The sequence below is a fragment of the Oceanobacillus sp. FSL W8-0428 genome (genome assembly GCF_038004405.1).
Classification (GTDB): Bacteria; Bacillota; Bacilli; order Bacillales; family Amphibacillaceae; genus Oceanobacillus; species Oceanobacillus sojae.
This window is the reverse complement of record NZ_JBBORB010000001.1, coordinates 2,748,047-2,768,533: the sequence shown is the minus strand read 5'-3', so window position 1 is coordinate 2,768,533 and position 20,487 is coordinate 2,748,047. Positions and strand designations below refer to the sequence as shown.

Sequence of the window (20,487 nt, the reverse complement as noted above, 5' to 3'; positions counted from 1 at the left end):
ATACATCTATCTTAATCAAAATAAGAAGCTTCTATACTTCTTGAAACTCATCATAGCGTTAACATAACATCTGCCTAAATCATACTCACTTTCTAAGTGGGCTAAAAATAAAGTTATCCATTAAGACTGTTATTTAATATTCTTAAAATATTCTGCGGACAGAAGCTGTTCTCTTTTTGATTTGCAACAAATATCAACTTTACACAAGTTTAGAACATATTTCCAAGCCTTCTTTAATTGGTGAAATAACTGTTATCACGAATATTTGAAGTACGCCGATAAAGGCTGCTATTTTAGCCAGCCTTTATCATTTACTTTTGTTACAGCCTCTATCCGATTATCAACCTCTAACTTATCCAAGATAATCGAAATATAATTTCGAACGGTACCATTGGATAAAAATAATTCCTTGGCAATCGCCTTGGTTGTTTTCCCCTCTGTTATTAATTGTAATACTTCTATTTCTCGTTTGGTTAAGGGATTTTCTTCCGCAAAAGCAAGGTCAATTAATTCTGGAGAATACATTCGTTTCCCTTTCATAATCTGACGAATAGAGTGAACCAAATCCTCACTTGGACTATCCTTTAACAGATAACCATCGACTTCCGCCTTTCTAGCTCTTTCGAAATAGCCCGGTCTGGCAAAGGTAGTCAAAATAATAATTTTACATGAATCATTCCTTAAATGCTCTGCAGCATCCAGCCCTGTCATGACCGGCATTTCAATATCCATCAAGCAAATATCCGGCTGCTCTTGTTTGACTAATGCCAATAGCTCTTCTCCGTTACCTGCTTTACCTGCCACTACCATATCTTCCTCTAAATCCAAAAGCGCACCTAGTGCTCCTAACAATAACTGCTGATCCTCTGCAATTACAATCCGAATCAAATTTAAACCTCCTCCATCTGTCTTAGAACCTTTGGCACCGTCATATCAATTTTAAAGCCTTTAACGTGTGCAGAGATAGCTAAGGTCCCGTTGATAAAGGACAGGCGTTCTCTCATACCCTGAAGCCCATTTCCAAATTCAGGAATACTATTCTTTCCTACTCCATCATCTTCTACCTGCAGCCTGACTTCTTCCTTTGTTTCAGAAAACTCAATGGAACAATGATTTGCCTGACTATGCTTTACAACATTTGTTACTGCTTCTTTCAGGCACATACTTAATACACTTTCCATTAACATTGGTAAAGAAGATTGTTCAACCTTCATCACAATTTTATGCTTAATCTGTGCAACTTCCATTAATTGTTCAACATGTGCAATTTCTTCCGTCAAGCGAATATTTTTCATATCTGACACCATTTCCCGTACTTCTTTTAAAGCATGTCTGGCAGTATTCTGCACATCCTGCAGCTCCTTCTTCGCCCGCACATGATCTTTATCCAATAACTTCGCAACGAGTTCACTTTTCAGTCCAATCATCGACAGTTTCTGGCCCAATGTATCATGTAAATCACGTGCTATCCTTTGTCGTTCTTCAACAATAGCAAATTCAGCAATTTTGCGGTTGGCATCTTCTAATTTCTCCTCTAACTCTTCCTGTTTCAAGCGATTATAACGATTGATAGGTATCAGAATAACCCCTAACAAGGTTATAATCAAGAACGGCAGTTGATTCAAAAACAGAGAATAGTTAAAGAAGAAGCCTGCCGTGATAGACCCTACAATTACCACCATATGAATCACATACATCGTAATAAATCCTGCTTTACCGCGAACATTACCTACAAAAAACGCAGTAAATAAAGCAAAATAAACATATCCATATAGAATCGTCATCACAATATTAATAATAAATTCCATTGTTAATCCTGTGTACATAAGCTGTTGATGGGAATTGAAGGTAAACCAGTAAACTGCAAAGAAAAGTAACGTCAGCAGTACACCGACCCCGATTTCCCAAATGGAAGTAGAGCGAAAAATAAAGTAAAACGGCAACACACAAAAAATAACCCAAATATATATGCTTAATCCTGTATTCCTCGGAAAAATATGATACCATTGCCGCACAATTTAGCCTCCTATGTTCCTGCTGGATATTATTTATTGTACCAAATATTTCTCTTCCCAGATAAAGAATCCCCCTAAAACGATTAGAGGGTTGTAATTATTTAGGAACGAATCGTAGGAGTTGACTTTACTGCCGTTATCTCTTGATCTTTTATTTGCTTTAAACGATGTTTCATTGCCCGAAAGCTGATAAATGTTTTCTGTTCTTCATCATAGAGACGAAACTTGATTGATTCCAAGCTTGTTTTTAACGTAATAGTAGTTGCTTTGTGTAATGGCGGAGTTTCACGGTGTGCCTGCTCCAAATTGTAATTAGGAACTTTTGGTGCTAAGTGATGCACATGATGATAACCAATACTTCCTGTCATCCACTCTAACCATTTTGGCAGCTTATAATAAGAGCTTCCATCTACCGCTGCCTTCACATAATCCCATTCCGACTCATTCTCAAAATAAGAATCCTCGAACTGGTGCTGGACATAAAATAACCAAATTCCCAATACTCCAGCGATATAAGCAATCGGCAGTTGAACGAATACAAGCGCTTGCCAGCCAAGCAGGAAGCCGATAAGACAATAGATTGCAATCAATACGATATTAATAATATAGGTATTCCTACGTTCTTTTTTTCTCGCATCTTTACGATTGATACGATTGCTATAGAGAAACAAAGAAAATGGTCCTAAACCAAACAGGATGATTGGATTACGATATAAGCGATATTGCAGTCTTTCCCATTTTGTTGCCTGCTTATATTCCTCAACGGTCATTATCCAGATATCACCAGTACCTCGCTGATCTAAATTTCCACTTGTCGCATGATGAATCGCATGTTCTCTTTTCCATTTTTCAAAAGGAAAATGAGTAATCACACCTGTAATGGTTCCGAGCAGTCTATTATATTTCGGATTTTTGAAAAAAGATTGATGCGCGCAGTCATGAAAGATAATAAACGTCCGGACCATAAAGCCTGCAGCGGCAATGCTGCATACTAAACTCAACCAAATGGAAACAGCTAAACTCTGATAAGCTAAGAACCATAAGATAAAAAATGGAGGAATCGTATTTAAAAGTTGAACAATACTTGTCTTCATTTTAGATTTTGCAAATGGCATAACGTCTTTTCTAAGTTGTACTTGCTTTTGTTTGCTCATTTATATCCCCGCCCTTTAAAACATACTGTGGCTTTAAGTATAAAGAATAACGCAATGAAATATTAGACACAGTTGTCAGTAATTCAATATGACACATGTCATGTTATCAGGGGGATTTTTCCTATTATGGAATCAATATATATATATATATATATTGAAACTTCATTCAATGGAGATTTTTTTGATGCACAAATGGTTTCGATAGAACAACTGATTACACCGCAATAAAATTATTTCAACAGCTAGAATCACACTTATTTATCCACTCCCTTTCCTGAATTTCTCAACCAATACCCTGCGGCATTTTGACCTTCCTTATGCAATTTTTCATCAAAAAAACAATTGGTCACTTCAAACCGTAAATGACCAATTGTTTTTTCGTTCAGTATTTTCTTTAACCTTTGATCAACCCGTATTCACCAACCCTGCTGCTACACCATTAATCGTCAGTAACACCTCAGTCACTAAATCTTCAGGAGGATTGTCTGTTTCTCTTAATTTATGAATTAAATCCACCTGCAGGAAATTGAGCGGGTCAACGTACGGATTTCGAAGGTGAACAGACCCTTGTATATTCGGCGTATGGCTGAGCAGCTCTTCATTCCCGGAAATTTGTAGAAGTGCCCTTTTTGTCCGATCGTATTCATCAGCGATGTCTTCATATATCCGTTTCGCTGTATCCTGGTCCTCAACTAAAGCCAGATATTCCTTAGCTGTTTTCATATCAGCTTTCATCAATGCCATTTGTAAGTTGTTAATGGTCACTTTGAAGAAAGGCCATTCCTTATACATCATTTGTAATATTTTCAAATGACTACTGTCTTCTTCGATGAAAGTTTGCAGTCCTGTTCCTGCAGCATACCAGGCAGGCAGCATATATCTGGATTGCGTCCACGCAAACACCCATGGAATAGCCCTTAAGTCTTCAAAACGCTGACTGTTCTTTCTGCTCATCGGCCGTGAACCAATATTTAAAGCACCTAATTCTGTCAAAGGGGTTGCCTGATTAAAAAATGTCAGAAAATCCGGGTCACCAAACACTAGTGATTGATATTTTTTCAATGATTTTTTTGAAATGGATTCCATTATAGTTTCCCATTCTTTTTGGCGCAACTCTTCTTGAGCAGGTGTATTGGAAACCTTGGCAGACCTTGTAAATAAAGCAGAGGCTGCCTGCTCTAAATTACGGTAAGCAATATCTTCAAGCAGATATCTGGAAGAAAGTACTTCTCCCTGCTCTGTGATTTTCACACCATCCTCCAGCGTCTCTGCCGGCTGAGAGAGAATACTGGTACTCAACGAACCGCCACCACGACCAAGAGAGCCTCCGCGGCCATGGAAGAATTTCAAACGGATATGGTATTGTCTTGCTATATTATGGATTTCCTCCTGAGCTTTAAACAGATTCCAGTTTGCACTTAATGTACCACCGTCTTTACTTCCATCCGAATAGCCCAGCATGATTTCCTGATGTTCACCGCGTGCTTCTAATTGTTTACGGTATACTTCTGTTTCAAATAATGTCTTCATAATATCCGGACCTGCAATTAAATCATCAATTGTTTCCAGCAATGGAGCGACATCAAGATCACTTTCCACTGTCCCATCTGGATAAAGACGATAAATACCTGTTTCTTTAGCAAGTAATAAGACTTCTAAGAGATCACTCGGTGATTCAGACATACTGATTAAATAAACTTCAACAGCTCGTTTTCCAAATTCCTCATGCGCTTTTTTAATTGTTCTGAAGACTTTCAAAATATCCTGCGTTTCTTTAGAATAACCCCCATCGAAAAGCAACAACGGTCTCGGTTCATTCAAAACCTCACATAATACTTTTTGTTTATCCTCTTCTGTAAGCGCAGCGTAATTATCTGTAACGTGGACGGCTGTTAGAATCTCATGCACAGCTGTTTCATGCTCTCCACTATGATTTCGTACATCCAATGTCGCTAAATGAAAGCCAAACAGCTCTACTTGTCGGATGACCTTTCGAATTGCTTTCAGTTTTTTCGTCTTCGGTAAATGTGCTTCGGCACTTTCCTTAATTTCTTTGAGGTCACGAACCAGCTCTTCTGGATAAAGATAACCTTGTGACGTTTTCCCTGTTTCACGCAATCTCTTTAGAATAATGGCAAATTTACGGCGATATACTTCCGACTTGATTGGCCATCTATCCCTCTCAGTTAAATAGCTATTCTCTTCTTTTTCCATTCTGTCAATAAACTGCTGGTTGATAGATATACGTTCACTGGATTGACTGAACCGTCTCATCAGCTCAACGATGGAAGCTTCATATTTCTTCAATATCAATTTCCGCTGCATTTTCAATGTCTCCCAAGTAATTTCAGGTGTGACATTTGGGTTCCCATCCCGGTCTCCCCCAATCCAGGAACCAAAATGAATAAAATTTGGTACTTCCCAGTTTCCTTCTGGAATTTGCTTCTGCAGCTGTATTTCCATTTCTTGAAAGACATCAGGTAATGTTTCAAATAATGTTTGATCAAAATAATAAAGACCATTTTTCACTTCATCCAGTACTCCCGGCTTCTTTTGCCGCAGTTCATTTGTATGCCATAAAGCAGTAATTTCATTAAACAAACTTTCTTCCACGTCTGCCTTCTCTCTTTGTGAAGTCTGTGGATTATCCAATGTCCGCAGATGTGCCGATATACGTTTTTGTATTTCCAACACAGTTCGTTTTGTGGCCTCTGTCGGATGGGCTGTCATAATCAATTCAATCGATAAGTCATTCAGCACTTCTTGAATTCCGTCATTTGTAAGACTGCTTTCTTTTACTTTCGAGACCGCTTTTTCAATAGAAAAGGATTGACTGGTCTCTTCATCCAGCAGATACTGGCGTTTGCGCCTGATTCTATGATTCTGCTCCGCGATATTAATCAAATGAAAATAGATAGAAAAAGCACGGATTACTTGCTGACGCAGCGGCGGTTTTAGATTGCTGATTTCTCTTTTTAAGGTATGATATGTATCTTCGTCGAATTCATTTCGGATACTTTTCGTCATTTCACGAATCGATTCAACCTTATCAAATAGCTCTGTACCTCCATGCAGCTTCAGTACTTCCCCTAATATATTCCCAAGCATATTGACATCATTTCGCAATGATGCATTTTTATCGATTGTTTCTGTCATGCTTTTTCCTCCTACTATTCAATTAGCGTAAAAATATCATAACATCTTTTGAAAAAAATAATAAATTCTAAATACATAAGGGATTATTTTCCATCCCGAAATCACTACCTGTTAAATAACTCTCCAATCTTTCCATTTATATAATTGGTGATACAGATATTTTGAATTTCAGCTAATAAATATTTTCCCTGTTTTAAGAATCTGAAACTTAATCAAAATAAACCTTAAAGATTTAAATCAATATATAATAGCTTTCTTCAGCTGTCCAGCTTTCTCTATAAAGTATAAAATCTGCCTTAAATATTATCTTATAAAACCGGATGAACGCTTCATTTCTCTTGTTAAAAATAAGCTTTGTGAACTAAACTTAGATTATGGTTTATCTTAGTTACTATATTGATAGAAAGCTTTCACTTCATCTATATATGCTGTGAAATGGCTGAGAAAGGAATCGGGAGATATCACTTTCAAAAATTTTCCATAGCCAAGAAGTTTATTGTATCCAAATACATTATCCTTTAACGGATAAATGACAGAATACCACGTATCATCTACTTTTTTCACGTTTTCTCTTCCTAACAGCTCCAGAAATTTATCAATAACCACTTTATTGACAAGTAATGTAACGGGAACATTATCTTTTTCCATCCACTCCCCGCCATTATAAGAGATTGGTTGATAATCCCTCTTGGAAAATGTCCCTCTTGTATTTAGATTGGATATTCTTGCAAGCTTATAAACATTGAATCGTTCTCTGGAATAACAATAAGCGTCCATATACCAGCTTCTGTCCTTAAAGACGACACGATAGGGCTCTGCTATTTTATTTGATTCTTCTCCCTGTGAGTTAATATAGTCAAAATAAATAAGTCTGCTGTTCCGAATCGCAAAAAGTATTTCCAAAACAATTTTTCTTAATTCAATATTACCTGTGGAAAGAGACAAATCTATTTCAAAATCAGCGATTCCTTCCATTTTATTTAATTTTAAGATGGCATTAAAGGCGGCGTCATCATGGAGTACCTGCATCCTGCTCTTTAAGCTGGTTTCAATGGTCATTAGTTCTGTCTTTGACAAAGGAGGTTTATTCATTTCAACCGAGCCCATTAAATAGATCCCTCCGTTTCTTCCTTTCTTGCAGTATAAAGGGATTCCAGCTAGTGACAGATCATCAATATCGCGCATAATCGTTCTTCTGTCTACATGAAACTTTTCCGATAGTTCTTTTGCTGTTGTTTGTTGATGGTCGATTAAATAAGAGACGATCCCCATATGTCTATCTATTTTAATGATAAACACGTCCTTTTTATTTTTAATATGACATACAGTTGCCATATTATCTTTGGTAGCATTATAGCATAAAAAATAAGGAGGTAGTAAACATGCAGATTAAACAGAAGGATGCAGGTCAGTTTATTGGCAGAAGTATTGAAATAGCAGGAAAAGGAATACATGATGAAAAATACTCGCAGGAAAAAACAGCATTTTATCAAGAATTATTTAAGCTAGGTATGATGAAAGAATTAATGCCGGTATCAAAGGATAAAAAAGGCTATGCCCTTATTATTCCAATTGAAAATGGAATCAGATATTTTGCCGGGATTCTATCAGATGTTTATATCGAAGGGTATGAAAAGCTGGAGATTACCTCACAGAGTTATGTAGTACTTGCTGCACAAGATGGGATATCCAGAAACTTATTCGATCAATTGGAGGATACATTTTTTACAGACAAGGAGAAAAGTGTGCAATATAACGGTAAAGAAGTTTTGGAGGTTCTTTTGAATGGGAATCCTGCGAATGCAGAGGTGGAATTGTGGGTTCCCGTGACAAATGAATAGGAGAACAGACTGCTGTAAAGCATAAATTGTTCCCCAAAAGGAGCTATAAAATCCTTTTGGGGAACAATTTATCCTGCAATGTTTATTAGCTTATCTTTCTCAGCTTTCATTTGACCTTCTTCGCAAACGATATACATAATAACATGGAATGAATCCACATATAAAAATTATTCCACCTACTAAAACACCATTCATTGCTGGAAATTCTTCACCTAATTATGCCAGAATTCCAATAACAACGGATATAAACACTGTTACAGCTAGAGAGATAAGCTAATCCTTTTTCAGGAGATTTATCACTGGGCTTCATGATCTACGCTAATACCAATGGATAAATATGCGGAAACAATAGCTGTAATCATAAAAACATACCACAATGGATTATCCGTCATTCCGTCTATTCCTTTTGTAACAAAATCATACCCTAATATCCCCACAACAATACCAATGGTTTGAATCAAAAACAGTACTCTAATATCTTTTAAGTTTTTTAATTTTAACCGTTCATCTTTAATTTTCTTCATCTGGCATTACTCCTTTTCCCTCCAAATGACTTCATCTAAAGTTTTATTCACTGCATAACAAATTTCAAGACAGAGGTTTAAGGTTGGATTATAATTTCCCTTTTCAATTAAGCTGATGGTTTGCCGGGTAACTCCTGTTTTTTCAGCCAGCTGCTATTGTGTTAAATCTACTTGGATGCGGGCTACTTTGAGATTGTTTTCCACAATTTTCATCACTCCTTTCCACTTTAACATTCAATATATATTACATAATATTTCTTCATTTCACAGGCTATGGGGTATATGCCGCCTAAAAAATAACATGATCACTCTGCAAGAGAATTGACCATGTTATTTTTTGTTTTATTTACATCATTATCATTTACTATTTTTCTGAGATTGCTGATTCTGCGCACTCACATCTTCAAAATCGGTATCACTGTATATTTCAGTTCCATGTCCTCCTGTTGTTCTAGCTATGAATTCCTTGGCCTCATTATAAGACATCCCTGAGTTTTTATTTGCTTTTTTCACAGCCTCTATGTCTGTCCCTGCAGCAGTAAATTTATTATCCTTATTTTCCTGCATCTCTATACCTCCTGCTTTGTTTCTTTTTATGTTGTCCATTAGAGAAGGGTTTTAACCAAAATGAATTCATTTAACACTTATTTATTCCTAGAAAAATAAGAAAATCTAGGATATTTCACAACAGCCCATTTTTCCTTACGCAGCGAATCAATGAATTCGGAACCCTCGTTCAAATTACTTGGGACCAGTTCTTCAGGTGTTAATGCCAGCCATTGATTCAGCGACACATCAGCAAATCGACTGCTTTTGAACATTTCTAAAAACCATAATGTTTCATTACCTGTATTCTGGATATAATGTCCATTAGCAAGAGGAACATAGCCGACGCCACCGGCTGTTAAACTCATATTTCCCCCTGCAAGTGTAGTAGCAGCTGGAAGCTTCCTCGCAGTAACCTCTCGGGACAATCCTCTTTTTTTAATTTCATCGAGGTATCAGAGAATGAGAATTTTAAGTTAGGAAGCAATCCTGTGTCCGTAGATGGCGGAATAAGCATATCCGGATTTTGTATATCTCGCATAATGTTACGTGGTCCTGCATCAATTGCACCGGCTCCGCCACTCCGAATAGGCTGTGGCACATTTCCATTCCACGGGTTAATAGTTCGATCTTCCATCAAAAAGCATCTCTTTTATTGGTTTATACACAAATCATTCTTTTAGTATAGGCATATGCCCGATTCTTTTTATTTGTTCCTGATGATTAAAAACGTGGCTTTCCGTTGTATAAAAATTTCTATTTTTTCTGTTCTTTTGCCATTTTCCAAAGCAGAATCGCTGAAACCAGTGAAGCAATCAGATTGTAAAACATCGAGCTGACAAACGCAGAAGCATAAAGTCCGCTCTGAGCATCCTCTCCAGCACCATTAGCAATAACACCGCCAAAAAGGATACTTACTGCTGCCAGTCCGATAGCTGCACCAACCTGTTGCAAAGTAGAAATAACCCCTGATGCCATTCCAGCCTTGTTTTCTTCTACGAGTCCTAATACAAGATTTAACAGCGGTGTCATGACTAATCCTTGACCGATTCCTACAAAAATTAGCCCCGTGATTAAGTGAGATGCAATCAATTCATCTCCTGCAATCCATACCTGCCCAATTAATACAGCAAAGGAGAATGTATAAAAAACAGCTCCCCAAAAGATTGTCTTTGTACCGAAGCGTTCTACCAGACGTGGCGCTGCTATCGATGCTGCTGTAAACCCGATACTGCAGGGTACAAAAAGAAGTCCTGAAGAAAGCGGGCTCAATCCCAGACCTGTTTGTACCAGGAGTGCATAGGATAAGAAAAATACAGAAGAAGTAGAATAGATGAGCAATACAAGACTTCCCCCCATCGCGAACCGGGATTGGCGTAAAAGCTGCGTATCTATCAATGGCTGTCTTTTAGCAATACGTCGCCTTTCCTGGTGAAGCCAAAATCCATATAATAGCAGCGCAGAAGATGCCAATGATAAGAAACTCCAAATTGTCCACCCATGATTTTGGGACTCAATCAGCGGCACCAGGAATAAAATCAGTCCAAGGCTGACAATGACTACGCCGGACCAATCAAGTAAAGGACGCTCTGGAGCACGGGATTCTGGAATAAACCTTGCCATAATAATCGAAAAGATCCCGATTGGAACATTAATTAAGAAAATCATACGCCAGCCAAGTCCTCCAAAATCAGCTTCTACGATAAAACCGCCAAGTACTTGACCTGCAATCGCAGCGAGACCTAACACCATGCCAAGCAGACTGAAAGCAATTCCTCTTTCACGGCCTGAGAAATTCACTCGAATAGAAGAATAAATTTGCGGCTGCATCATTGCTGCGGTCAAGCCTTGAAGTACTCTGGCAATAATAAGCATGTCCGGGTTAACTGCCAGACCGCAAAATGCAGATGTAATAGTAAAACCGAGCATACCTGCGATGAATAGACGTCTGCGGCCAAAACGGTCACCCAGTCTTCCACCTGTAATCAAAAGCACGCCAAACCCAAGCTCATAGCCTGCCACAATAAATGCAACCTGTGAAAAGTTTGCGCCTAAATCTCCTTGTATACTAGGAATTGCCACATTCACGATAAAAAGATCAAGGATAGTCATAAAACCGGCTAATAAAAGAATAAGTAAGCCTAATAATGTAGCCGGTTGAGATAATGTCGGGTATCTTTCTTTCATTTTAAAAATTCCTCCTTTTTATTTCTATTTCTTTTTACTCTCCCCCTTTTCAACGAAACTTGATTTGATTATACTAATACATAACAGTTTAATAAAACGAATCTTTTTAGATTTATAGTTTAATAAAATTAAACTATAAATTAAGGAGGAAATGCATTTGGAATTACGTCATTTAATTACCTTTAAGACAATCGTCGAAAAGGGAGGATTTAAACGGGCAGCAGAATCTCTTGATTACTCACAATCATCGGTTACGGTACATGTAAAGGAGCTGGAAGAAGAACTTGGAAAACCTTTATTTGACCGTATTGGCAGAAAAGTCTTTTTGACAAACTACGGCAGACAATTTCATCCTTATGCAGTTAAAATCGCGGATTTATATAAAGAGGCAACGGAAATTATGCAGATAGACGATAAACCAAAAGGGAATCTTGTTCTCGGTGTTACAGAGATTTTCTCTCAATACCGAATCCCCTCCCTGCTATTGGAGTACAAAAAAAGATATCCCGATGTAAATTTATCTTTACGGTCACTGGAAAATAAAGAAATTTCTGCTGCACTCAAAAACGGGCAAATTGATCTGGCTTTTGTGTTAGAAAGAAATGATTGGTTTGACAAGGAGCTGACTATTGAAAAATTAAAGGAAGAATCCGTTGTTCTCACATACCCTGTCAATCAGGAAAATGTCGAAAACACCATTCTTGTTACGGAAGAGACTTGCAGTTATAAAAGTATGATGGAAACCTATGTCCAGGAAAACCAAATCGAAGTAAAAAATACGCTAAACTTTTCAAGTCTGGAAGCAATAAAACAGTGTGTGATTTCAGGTCTTGGATTTTCTATTCTGCCATATTTTTCAGTGGAAAAGGAGCTTGCAACAAAGCAGATACAAGGGGAAAATATTCAGTTAAATCATACAGGAAACACTACTTTTATTGCTTATCATAAAAACAAACAACTCTCTCCTGCCATCAAATCTATGATTTCATTGATGAAAGAACATCGTCTGCATTGGGATGAGTGAAAAAATAAAAAGCCCGGCTGAATGAAAAAAGTCGGGCACCATAATTTCTATTATTTACCCTGCGATTTAAATGCTAATAAAGCAAATAGAAGATAAATGAATATATATTTAAAAACATAGTACTGATCATACTTCAAACTATTAACTTAATAATTTTGAAATATGCTCCTCTTTTCTAATACTCTTAACCTCCAGACATCATCATTGCAACTAAAAATTATGAAGGAACTTCCCATACAAATAACGCTTTATTTATTCAGCAACCAATAGCAATTAGAAAATTTAGTTGTTAGCCTTTCAATTGATTCAAATTTGTCACACTTCCTACATATATTGCTCATTATTTCACAAATACTTCACGGAGTCACACAACATTCCATGATATAATTATTGTGAAATAGATCACAATAATATACTAGGAGGTTTTATAATGAGATTCAAGCTGATTTTAATGTCCTTTTTATCCCTGTTACTGGTAGGTTTTTTGGCCGCATGCGGCTCGAATGACGAGGATCAGGCTGATGAAAATACAGCAAACGATACGGAAGAAACAGAAGGTACAGAAGAAACAGAAGAAGATGTCGTAACAACAGCCTCATTGGTTAATGAACCCGACGCCTTTGTCAATGCTGTCAGCGAGAATGGAACATGGATTATTGCTACACTGGATGATATTACAATAGATGAAGATGTAGTGGTCGCAGGTGAATTCTACGATAAGGATGACGAATCCAGTGATATTTATCGTAAAATTGCCCCATATACACAAGATGAAGATCATAACATTACAGATTCATTTACTATCACAGTCCCAAGCCTTACTGTACAGAGTGAAAACTTGAATTTCCAAGGTGGTACATTACAGGGTGATGTGATTGTCGAAGCAAATGGTTTTATGCTTGATGAAACAGCTACCATTGACGGAAATTTAAAATTTGCTAATGAAGAAGCAGAAAGCTCAGCTACTATTGATGGTGAAGTTACAGGCGAAATCGAATAATAACAGAAAGCTTATTATCAATTGAGCCTTGGCTCCCTCCCCGCTTCAAATCGAATTAATTTATACCACGCTAATAAAGCGGGCAGGCCAAAGCTTGTCCGCTTCATTTATATACTTTCCGCTCTCATCAAATACTTTCCCATTACATGATGAGGTCTCATCTCCATTCCACAACCAGAGATGAGACCTCATCATGTAATTTTATTTTTCTCTATAATCAATGAAAGTGATGCCCCTCTGTCCGCAGTATAAATAAGATAACTGCCAGCAGCACCATAGCAATAAGGACTGCTATATCTGTTTTCTGCCACTGCAAACGGCGAAAGGATGACCTTGGATTGTTAGACTGGTAACCTCTTACCTCCATTGCATTAGCCATATCCTCTGCCCTTACCAGAGAACTGACGAATAAAGGAATAAAAATAGGAACAATTTTTTTTATTTGCTGAGGCAGTGATCCTTCTCCAAATGTGGTACCTCTTGCACGTTGCGCGTCCATTACTTTTTGTGTTTCATCCAATATAATCGGGATAAAACGAAGTGCTATTGCCAGCATAAGCGATATCTCATCAACCGGCAGTTTCAGCCTTTTTAATGGCTGAAGCAGATAATTCATTGCGTCCGTTAAATCAATCGGTTTTGTGGTTAAGGTTACCACGGTTGAAACAAAAATAATCATGGTAAATCGGCTAAATGTATACATACCATTTATTAATCCAAATGATGAAATCGTAACCGGTCCCCAATCAATATAAATTTCTCCGCCTGCAGTAAACAGTACCTGCAGTGATACTGTAAACAAGATCAACCATATTAATGGTCTGACTCCCCGGATGTATATACGGATGGATACACCAGATAACTTCATCATCGTAAAGGTGAAAAGCCAAAGTACCAAATATGTTATCCAATTATTAGCGATAAATAAGATAAAAATAAAAGAAATCCCGGCCAGTAATTTAGCTCTCGGATCAATACGATGAAGAAGCGAATTACCCGGAAAATAGCGTCCTAAGATTAATTTGTTCATGCCAATCCCGCCTCTATTAAAGCATCTGCCAGCTGAGCCAGTGTCAGACAGATTTGTGATAAGGTTACATTCGCTTCCTGCTCTATCCTTATTTGCAGCTTTCTGGCCTGCGGCAAATCCAGGCCCCATTGGTGAATCGCAGCCATATCAGCAAATAACCTCTCCGGATTATCCTGAAAAACAATCCTGCCTCCGTCCATTACGATAACTTCATCTGCATACAAAGCAACATCGTCCATATCATGAGTAACCAGCAAGGTTGTCAATCCGCGTTCTTTATGCCAGGCATGAAGAAGATCCATCACTTCTTTTTTCCCTTTTGGATCAAGCCCTGCACCAGGCTCATCTAAAACAAGAATATCCGGGCTCATCGCCAATATCCCGGCCATTGCCACATACCTTTTTTGGCCGCCGGATAGAGAAAATGGTGACTTAGATAATAGAGAGGCATCTAAACCAACACGCTTGATAACCTCCAGAGCAATCTGCTTTGCTTCTGCTTCCGGTACACCAAAATTCATCGGGCCGAACATAATATCCTTTTCAACGGTTTCAGCAAATAATTGCGATTCCGGGAATTGAAAAACCATTCCCACCTTTTGACGTGCTTCCTTCACTGATTGCTTCGCGTTTTCTGATGTAATCATTATTTCCCCGATCGATACTCGCCCTTTTACCGGAACAAGCAATCCATTCATCAGTTTCAGCAAGCTCGATTTTCCGGATCCGGTTTTGCCGGCTACTGCCGTAAAAGATCCTGACTTTACTGTTGTACTGATTGATTTTAATATCTCCGGACTTCTAATCGGTCCCGCCTGATAATCTGCCGTTACTTGATGAAGATTTATCTGCATAGCCACCACACCATTTCATCTTCTGTCATATAGGCATCAGGTATGGTGCTCCCCTGTTCTTTTAACTTTCTTCTTAATGCCTCGGTGAATGGAACATCTAACCGCTCTTCCCTTTGAAAAATCTTGGCAGGCTTGCCTATTTCCATCAATTTTCCTTTTTTTAAAACTAATATTCTATCAGCTGCTGCCGCTTCATTCATATCATGTGTAATCGAAATAATGGTCAGCTGATGCTGCTTCCGTAATTCATCTAAGAGGCTCATGAAATCCTGCCTGCTTTTGGGATCGAGCATAACCATTGCCTCGTCTAATACGATAATTGCTGGATGTAACGCTAAAATCCCGGCAATGGCCACTCGCTGCTTCTGCCCCCCTGATAAGCGGGACGGGTCATAATCAGCATAGCTGGTCATACCAACCATTGCTAACGCTCTATCGACGCGCTGCTTCATTTCGTCATAAGGCATATTCTGATTTTCCAATGCAAATGCCACGTCATCCTTTACAGTAGTTCCAATAAATTGATTTTCCGGATTTTGAAATACCAGTCCTATCTGATTGCGAAGCTCCCATTTCGTTTCCTCCTTCAGCTCCATACCATTAATATAGATTTTTCCAGAGGAGGGCGTATGAAGGCCAACTAGTAAACTGGCTAATGTCGACTTTCCAGAACCATTATGTCCTACAACAGCCAGCCACTCTCCACGCCGGGCCGTAAAGGAAAGGTCTGTAATGGTATGCTCCTGTTTTTGCAAATTATAATGAAAGTTTACATTTTCTACTTTAATACAAGTCATTGACATTTCCCCACCCCTCTTTCCAATATTACAGAATGACGGATATAAGTAAGGTAATAGCCATCGTTCCATTTACAAGCATCATATTTTTCAAAGATAATGGAAAAGTTTCCAGCTTGCTTTGTTTTTGCCGAAATTGTCTGATACTTTTTGTGATTGGAATCAGAACCAGACAGACAAGTAATACATAAACAGGCAGCACCTGAAGCAGCACAGCACTTACAATCGCTGCAAACGAAAGCAAATAGAGCAGATGAAATAACATTAAGGCATTTTTTCTGCCAATATAGTAAGGAAGGGTAAAGCGTTGATTGGCAATATCCTCTTCCAAATCACAGATATTATTGGCCAGCATGATATTTGCAATAGTCAGCATGCATGGAAGGGAAACCAGCAAAATCTCCAGCAGTAAAAGAACATTCATTTCAAAAATAAGCGTGTATCCGCTAAAGCCAAAATGCGCAATCCCTTGATCAGCAGCATTTACATAGATAGCCAGGAAGGTGATACCCAGCCCCATCGTTACACCAGAAAACACTTCACCAAGCGGCATACGGGACAGCGGAATAGGTCCAAATGTATAAAAAATACCGACTGCAAAGCACAGCATACCAATAATCAGCACAAATAAATCAGTACGGAATACGAGCCAAATCCCTAATAAAGAAGCTATCGTCAGCATAGTAATGATCGATGTCACGACAACTTTTTCAGGAATATTCTTCTGTCCGATAATATTAGATTTCCTGCGATAGTCATCACTCAGTGCCTTCTTATAATCCATGTAGTTATTAATTGCTGTTGTTGTTAAATCAAACAGCAGCATGGCGCTAAAAAAGATAGCCGTATTCAGCGGGGCAAACTCATCATAACGATAGATAACAAATAATATTCCAATTAGAAATGGAAACAAACTTGCCAATTTAGTGCGGATTTCTACCAGCTTCAAAAACGTAGGCAGTGTCATCACAGCCAGCTCCCTCTCATCTATTCTACTAATGTAAAGTCCTCATCTGTCAGTTCAAAGTTATCAACTAAACCATCCGTGATATACACAGTTTTATCCTCCATCACAAAGATAGCTTCTGCACCATCGAAATCCTGAATAAATTCTATGCCCTCTTCCAGGCCTTTTGAAAACAATAAGGTAGAAAGCCCATCTCCATCAACAGAATGTTCACTGACAACAGAAACACTGGCAAGGTCACCCTCAAATGGATATCCAGTCTTTGGATTCAACAAATGATGGTATATTTCACCATCCACTTCTAAATAACGCTCATAAATCCCTGAAGTAACGATGGACTGATCTGTTGCAGTTAATCTGCCAACTGTCTCCCCCTTTCCTGAGAATGGATTTTGGACGCCGACTACCCAGGGATCACCTGATGTTTGATTTCCCATCACATAGATGTTCCCTCCTAAATCAATGACGGCTGTTGTAACACCTTCCTCATCTAACAGCTCCATTACTTCATCAGCGATATATCCTTTAGCAATGGCTCCTAAATCTAATCGCATTCCTGACTCCTTCAGCATAACTGTTTGCTCCGTTTCATCCAGTTCTATTTTTTCATAATCAATCAGCGGCAGTATATCATCGATTTCATCCTGTGACGGTTTTCGGGCACCCTCCATGCCAATATTCCAAAGACTGGTTAACGGGCCGACAGCAATATCAAAAGAACCCTCAGCCATTTCACTGTAATCCTTGCCTTGATTAATAACCTCCCACACATCCTCCGACACATGAACAGGTTCTATTCCTGCCTGTTCATTAATTTCAGCAACCTCTGAACCATTTTCATTTGCTGTCATTTGCTGCTCCAGCTCTTCCATTCGATCAAAGACCTTATCTAATGCCGATTCTTTATCCTCGTCATAAATCTTAATCGTTACAACTGTTCCTAATAAGAATTCTGTTTCGCTATATGGATTATTGATTAATGGTGATTCATCATCTGCTGGATCGGCGCTTGTAGAACAGCCTGCGGTGAATAGTATCATCAGTATCATCAGGATATAAATTTGTCTTTTCATTCCCATGCCTCCCTTAATTCTTTTAAATTACAATTAATATAATAAATATCGTTTAATATGTGAAAATAATCACATTAATTTCCTTTGTTTTAAATGTGAATTGTTTCACAATTTTATATGTCAATTGTATAATTTATATTGTATCATGTCTATAAAAAATACAAATAAATCTTTTAATATCAACGATTTTGTCATTAATATGACACAGCTTAATATTTTAAAATATATTTTTAATTTGTGAACTATTTATCAAATGTATGGACATTATTTCTTTATATGTTAGAATAAAATTGTTCAGTTGTTCACAAAGTTAACATTATAGATTACAGAGGAGTGAATACAATGGCGGAGAAGAATATTGTCATTATTGGTGCTGGCTACGCTGGTGTGCATGCAGCTAAAAAGCTTGCAAAAAAATACAAACGTGACGATTCTGTTTCTATTACTCTTATAGATCGGCATTCCTACCATACGATGATGACAGAATTACACGAAGTAGCTGCACACCGTGTAGAGCCTTCTGCTATTCAGTTTGATTTACGGAAATTATTCAATCGTACGAAAGTGAAGCTTATCACAGACAATGTCACTAATGTCGATCATGCGGCACAGACTGTTACAACAGAGCATGATGAGTTTGCTTATGACTACCTGATTCTGGGGATGGGCGGTGAAGCAAACGACTTTGGCACACCTGGTGTAAAAGAGCATGGTTTTACCCTTTGGTCCTGGGAGGATGCTGTCCGAATCCGGCAGCATTTAGAAGATGTTGTCAGACGGGCAGCATTAGAACATGATCCTGTAAAGCGCCGTGCAATGCTTACCTTCACAGTATGTGGTTCCGGTTTTACCGGCATTGAAATGATAGGAGAGCTCATCGAGTGGAAGCATCGTTTAGCAAAGGAAAACAAGCTGGATGAAGAAGAAATCGGGCTGTATGTTGTTGAAGCAGCCTCATCTATCCTAAATATGCTGGACCGGAAAAGTGCGGATAAAGCAGAGAAATATTTAAATAAAAAAGGCGTTACATTGCTTAAAAACTCTCCAATTGTGGAGGTAAAAGAAGATGCCGTCGTATTTAAATCAGGTGAAGCACTTTCCACCCATACCCTGATTTGGACAGCCGGAGTCAAAGCAAATTCCGATACAGAAGATTACGGTATCCCGACCGCCAGAGCAGGACGTCTCAAAGTAAACGAATATATGGAAGCAGAAAATTTAGAGAACGTTTATGTTATTGGCGACTTGGCTTATTTTGAAGAAGAGGAAGGTAAACCAACTCCACAGATTGTAGAAGCTGCCGAACAGACAGGTGTCACAGCAGCTAAATCTATTATTGCAGAAATAGATAACGGCCAAAAAGAAGCCTTTGAAGGAAAATATCATGGTACGATGGTTTCCATTGGCGCCAGATATGGCGTAGCTAATTTGATGGGACTCCGCTTAAGCGGCTGGCTGGCAAATCTGATGAAGCACTTGGTTAATCTGTATTATTTTTTCGGAATAAGAAGCGGCTATTATATGTTTCATTATATTATGCATGAATTTTTCCAGACAAAAGATAAACGCAATATTTTCAGAGATACGATTACCAGATATGGCAATGTTTTATGGAGCTTACCATTGCGGTTGTTTGTCGGGGGTTTTTGGCTCGAGGAGGCAGCCTCTAAAATTTGGGGTGAATCGGTCTGGAGCGAAGTCACTTCAGGATCTGCCGGTATCTCAAGGCTATTTCAAGGAATCGGAGAAGACTCCTGGCTGACAGGAAATAGTGTGAACATGCCATTTGAATGGCTGCAAACAACGACCAGCAGTGCCAGTGAAGCGGTTGATGGCGGTGCTGAGTGGGCTACACCACTTTTGAGTAAAATGCCGGGTATTTTTGAATGGTTTATGCAGATTATGCTGCCGACACCGGAAGTAGCTATCTTTATGCAGAAGGTCATGACCTTTATCGAATTATTTATTGGGCTCGCTATTGTATTTGGTTTATTCACGTGGCTTGCAAGTGCTGCAAGTGCCGGATTCCTGGTGATGTTTACTTTATCCGCGATGCTGGGCTGGGATCAAATCTGGGCTCTTCCTGCTTCCATTGCCTTAATGAATGGATCTGGACGTTCCATTGGTTTAGATTACTGGGTTGTTCCATGGCTGCAAAGAAAATCAGGACTGCTTTGGTATGGTAAAGAACGTGCTATTTATAAAGATCGAGAATAAAACCCGGTATTTCTTTCTTTAGAAAACAAACAGGGAAACTATCCGCAAACTCCGGCCGGTTTCCTTGAACAATTTCTTTAATGTGATGAAAACCAGATTATA

At 38.4% G+C, this 20,487-nt stretch carries 18 protein-coding genes and 1 pseudogene; 4 read left to right on the top strand and 15 right to left on the bottom strand.

The window, feature by feature from the left end; all coding sequences use genetic code 11:
* Positions 1-288: 288 nt before the first annotated feature.
* The 5 genes from MKY30_RS13145 to MKY30_RS13125 all read right to left on the bottom strand — a co-directional run bounded on the left by MKY30_RS13145 (position 289) and on the right by MKY30_RS13125 (position 7,597).
* Entirely contained in the window at positions 289-888 is a 600-nt protein-coding gene (locus MKY30_RS13145) for a response regulator transcription factor (RefSeq protein WP_147211961.1), read from the bottom strand.
* A 2-nt stretch (positions 889-890) separates the two neighbouring features.
* Positions 891-2,015, bottom strand: a complete 1,125-nt coding sequence (locus MKY30_RS13140) for a sensor histidine kinase (protein WP_147211962.1) — start codon at positions 2,013-2,015, stop codon at positions 891-893.
* A 101-nt stretch (positions 2,016-2,116) separates the two neighbouring features.
* Positions 2,117-3,169 carry a fatty acid desaturase gene (locus MKY30_RS13135; RefSeq protein WP_341084200.1) on the bottom strand — a complete coding sequence of 351 codons (1,053 nt, stop codon included), beginning with the start codon at positions 3,167-3,169 and terminating at the stop codon, positions 2,117-2,119.
* A 405-nt stretch (positions 3,170-3,574) separates the two neighbouring features.
* Positions 3,575-6,325, bottom strand: coding sequence for a phosphoenolpyruvate carboxylase (gene ppc / locus MKY30_RS13130; protein ID WP_339285164.1), 2,751 nt, complete (start codon positions 6,323-6,325; stop codon positions 3,575-3,577).
* A 384-nt stretch (positions 6,326-6,709) separates the two neighbouring features.
* Positions 6,710-7,597: a helix-turn-helix transcriptional regulator gene (locus tag MKY30_RS13125; protein WP_341084197.1), complete on the bottom strand. Its 888-nt coding sequence runs from the start codon at positions 7,595-7,597 to the stop codon at positions 6,710-6,712.
* Positions 7,598-7,707: 110 nt separating this feature from the next.
* On the opposite strand from MKY30_RS13125, the gene MKY30_RS13120 reads away from it, so the two are divergent.
* Complete coding sequence (locus tag MKY30_RS13120; protein WP_339285158.1) at positions 7,708-8,166, top strand: effector binding domain-containing protein; 459 nt, start codon at positions 7,708-7,710, stop codon at positions 8,164-8,166.
* Positions 8,167-8,462: 296 nt separating this feature from the next.
* Here MKY30_RS13120 and MKY30_RS13115 read toward each other — a convergent pair whose 3' ends face one another.
* The 5 genes and pseudogenes from MKY30_RS13115 to MKY30_RS13095 all read right to left on the bottom strand — a co-directional run bounded on the left by MKY30_RS13115 (position 8,463) and on the right by MKY30_RS13095 (position 11,423).
* Complete coding sequence (locus tag MKY30_RS13115; protein ID WP_307725857.1) at positions 8,463-8,690, bottom strand: hypothetical protein; 228 nt, start codon at positions 8,688-8,690, stop codon at positions 8,463-8,465.
* 6 nt (positions 8,691-8,696) lie between these two features.
* Positions 8,697-8,840 (bottom strand): helix-turn-helix transcriptional regulator, encoded by a 144-nt coding sequence (locus tag MKY30_RS13110; RefSeq protein ID WP_246145231.1) that lies wholly within the window; start codon positions 8,838-8,840, stop codon positions 8,697-8,699.
* 207 nt (positions 8,841-9,047) lie between these two features.
* Complete coding sequence (locus MKY30_RS13105; protein ID WP_147211968.1) at positions 9,048-9,257, bottom strand: gamma-type small acid-soluble spore protein; 210 nt, start codon at positions 9,255-9,257, stop codon at positions 9,048-9,050.
* A 77-nt stretch (positions 9,258-9,334) separates the two neighbouring features.
* Positions 9,335-9,873, bottom strand: a pseudogene (locus MKY30_RS13100) (cupin domain-containing protein).
* A gap of 119 nt (positions 9,874-9,992) precedes the next feature.
* Complete coding sequence (locus MKY30_RS13095) at positions 9,993-11,423, bottom strand: MFS transporter (RefSeq protein ID WP_341084194.1); 1,431 nt, start codon at positions 11,421-11,423, stop codon at positions 9,993-9,995.
* Between the two features lie 157 nt (positions 11,424-11,580).
* On the opposite strand from MKY30_RS13095, the gene MKY30_RS13090 reads away from it, so the two are divergent.
* Together MKY30_RS13090 and MKY30_RS13085 are read left to right on the top strand one after the other, a co-directional pair.
* Positions 11,581-12,447 carry a LysR family transcriptional regulator gene (locus tag MKY30_RS13090; protein ID WP_147211971.1) on the top strand — a complete coding sequence of 289 codons (867 nt, stop codon included), beginning with the start codon at positions 11,581-11,583 and terminating at the stop codon, positions 12,445-12,447.
* A gap of 430 nt (positions 12,448-12,877) precedes the next feature.
* Positions 12,878-13,447 (top strand): hypothetical protein, encoded by a 570-nt coding sequence (locus MKY30_RS13085; protein WP_147211973.1) that lies wholly within the window; start codon positions 12,878-12,880, stop codon positions 13,445-13,447.
* Between the two features lie 217 nt (positions 13,448-13,664).
* Here the strand turns inward: MKY30_RS13085 and MKY30_RS13080 are convergent, their stop codons facing one another.
* Genes MKY30_RS13080 through MKY30_RS13060 form a run of 5 tightly spaced genes read right to left on the bottom strand, consistent with a single transcriptional unit; the run spans position 13,665 to position 18,168 of the window.
* Positions 13,665-14,477, bottom strand: a complete 813-nt coding sequence (locus tag MKY30_RS13080; protein ID WP_339285149.1) for an energy-coupling factor transporter transmembrane component T family protein — start codon at positions 14,475-14,477, stop codon at positions 13,665-13,667.
* Positions 14,474-15,331, bottom strand: coding sequence for an energy-coupling factor transporter ATPase (locus tag MKY30_RS13075; RefSeq protein ID WP_341084189.1), 858 nt, complete (start codon positions 15,329-15,331; stop codon positions 14,474-14,476). The genes MKY30_RS13080 and MKY30_RS13075 overlap by 4 nt, the downstream gene beginning before the upstream one ends.
* Complete coding sequence (locus tag MKY30_RS13070) at positions 15,322-16,128, bottom strand: energy-coupling factor transporter ATPase (RefSeq protein WP_307725858.1); 807 nt, start codon at positions 16,126-16,128, stop codon at positions 15,322-15,324. The genes MKY30_RS13075 and MKY30_RS13070 overlap by 10 nt, the downstream gene beginning before the upstream one ends.
* Before the next feature lie 28 nt (positions 16,129-16,156).
* Positions 16,157-17,095 (bottom strand): 1,4-dihydroxy-2-naphthoate polyprenyltransferase, encoded by a 939-nt coding sequence (gene menA / locus MKY30_RS13065; RefSeq protein WP_339285144.1) that lies wholly within the window; start codon positions 17,093-17,095, stop codon positions 16,157-16,159.
* A 20-nt stretch (positions 17,096-17,115) separates the two neighbouring features.
* Positions 17,116-18,168 carry an FAD:protein FMN transferase gene (locus MKY30_RS13060; protein ID WP_341084186.1) on the bottom strand — a complete coding sequence of 351 codons (1,053 nt, stop codon included), beginning with the start codon at positions 18,166-18,168 and terminating at the stop codon, positions 17,116-17,118.
* 342 nt (positions 18,169-18,510) lie between these two features.
* Here MKY30_RS13060 and MKY30_RS13055 point away from each other — a divergent pair, with 342 nt between their 5' ends.
* The gene (locus MKY30_RS13055; protein ID WP_341084184.1) at positions 18,511-20,385 is read left to right on the top strand and encodes an FAD-dependent oxidoreductase; all 1,875 of its coding nucleotides are present in this window, start codon (positions 18,511-18,513) and stop codon (positions 20,383-20,385) included.
* Positions 20,386-20,487: the final 102 nt, after the last annotated feature.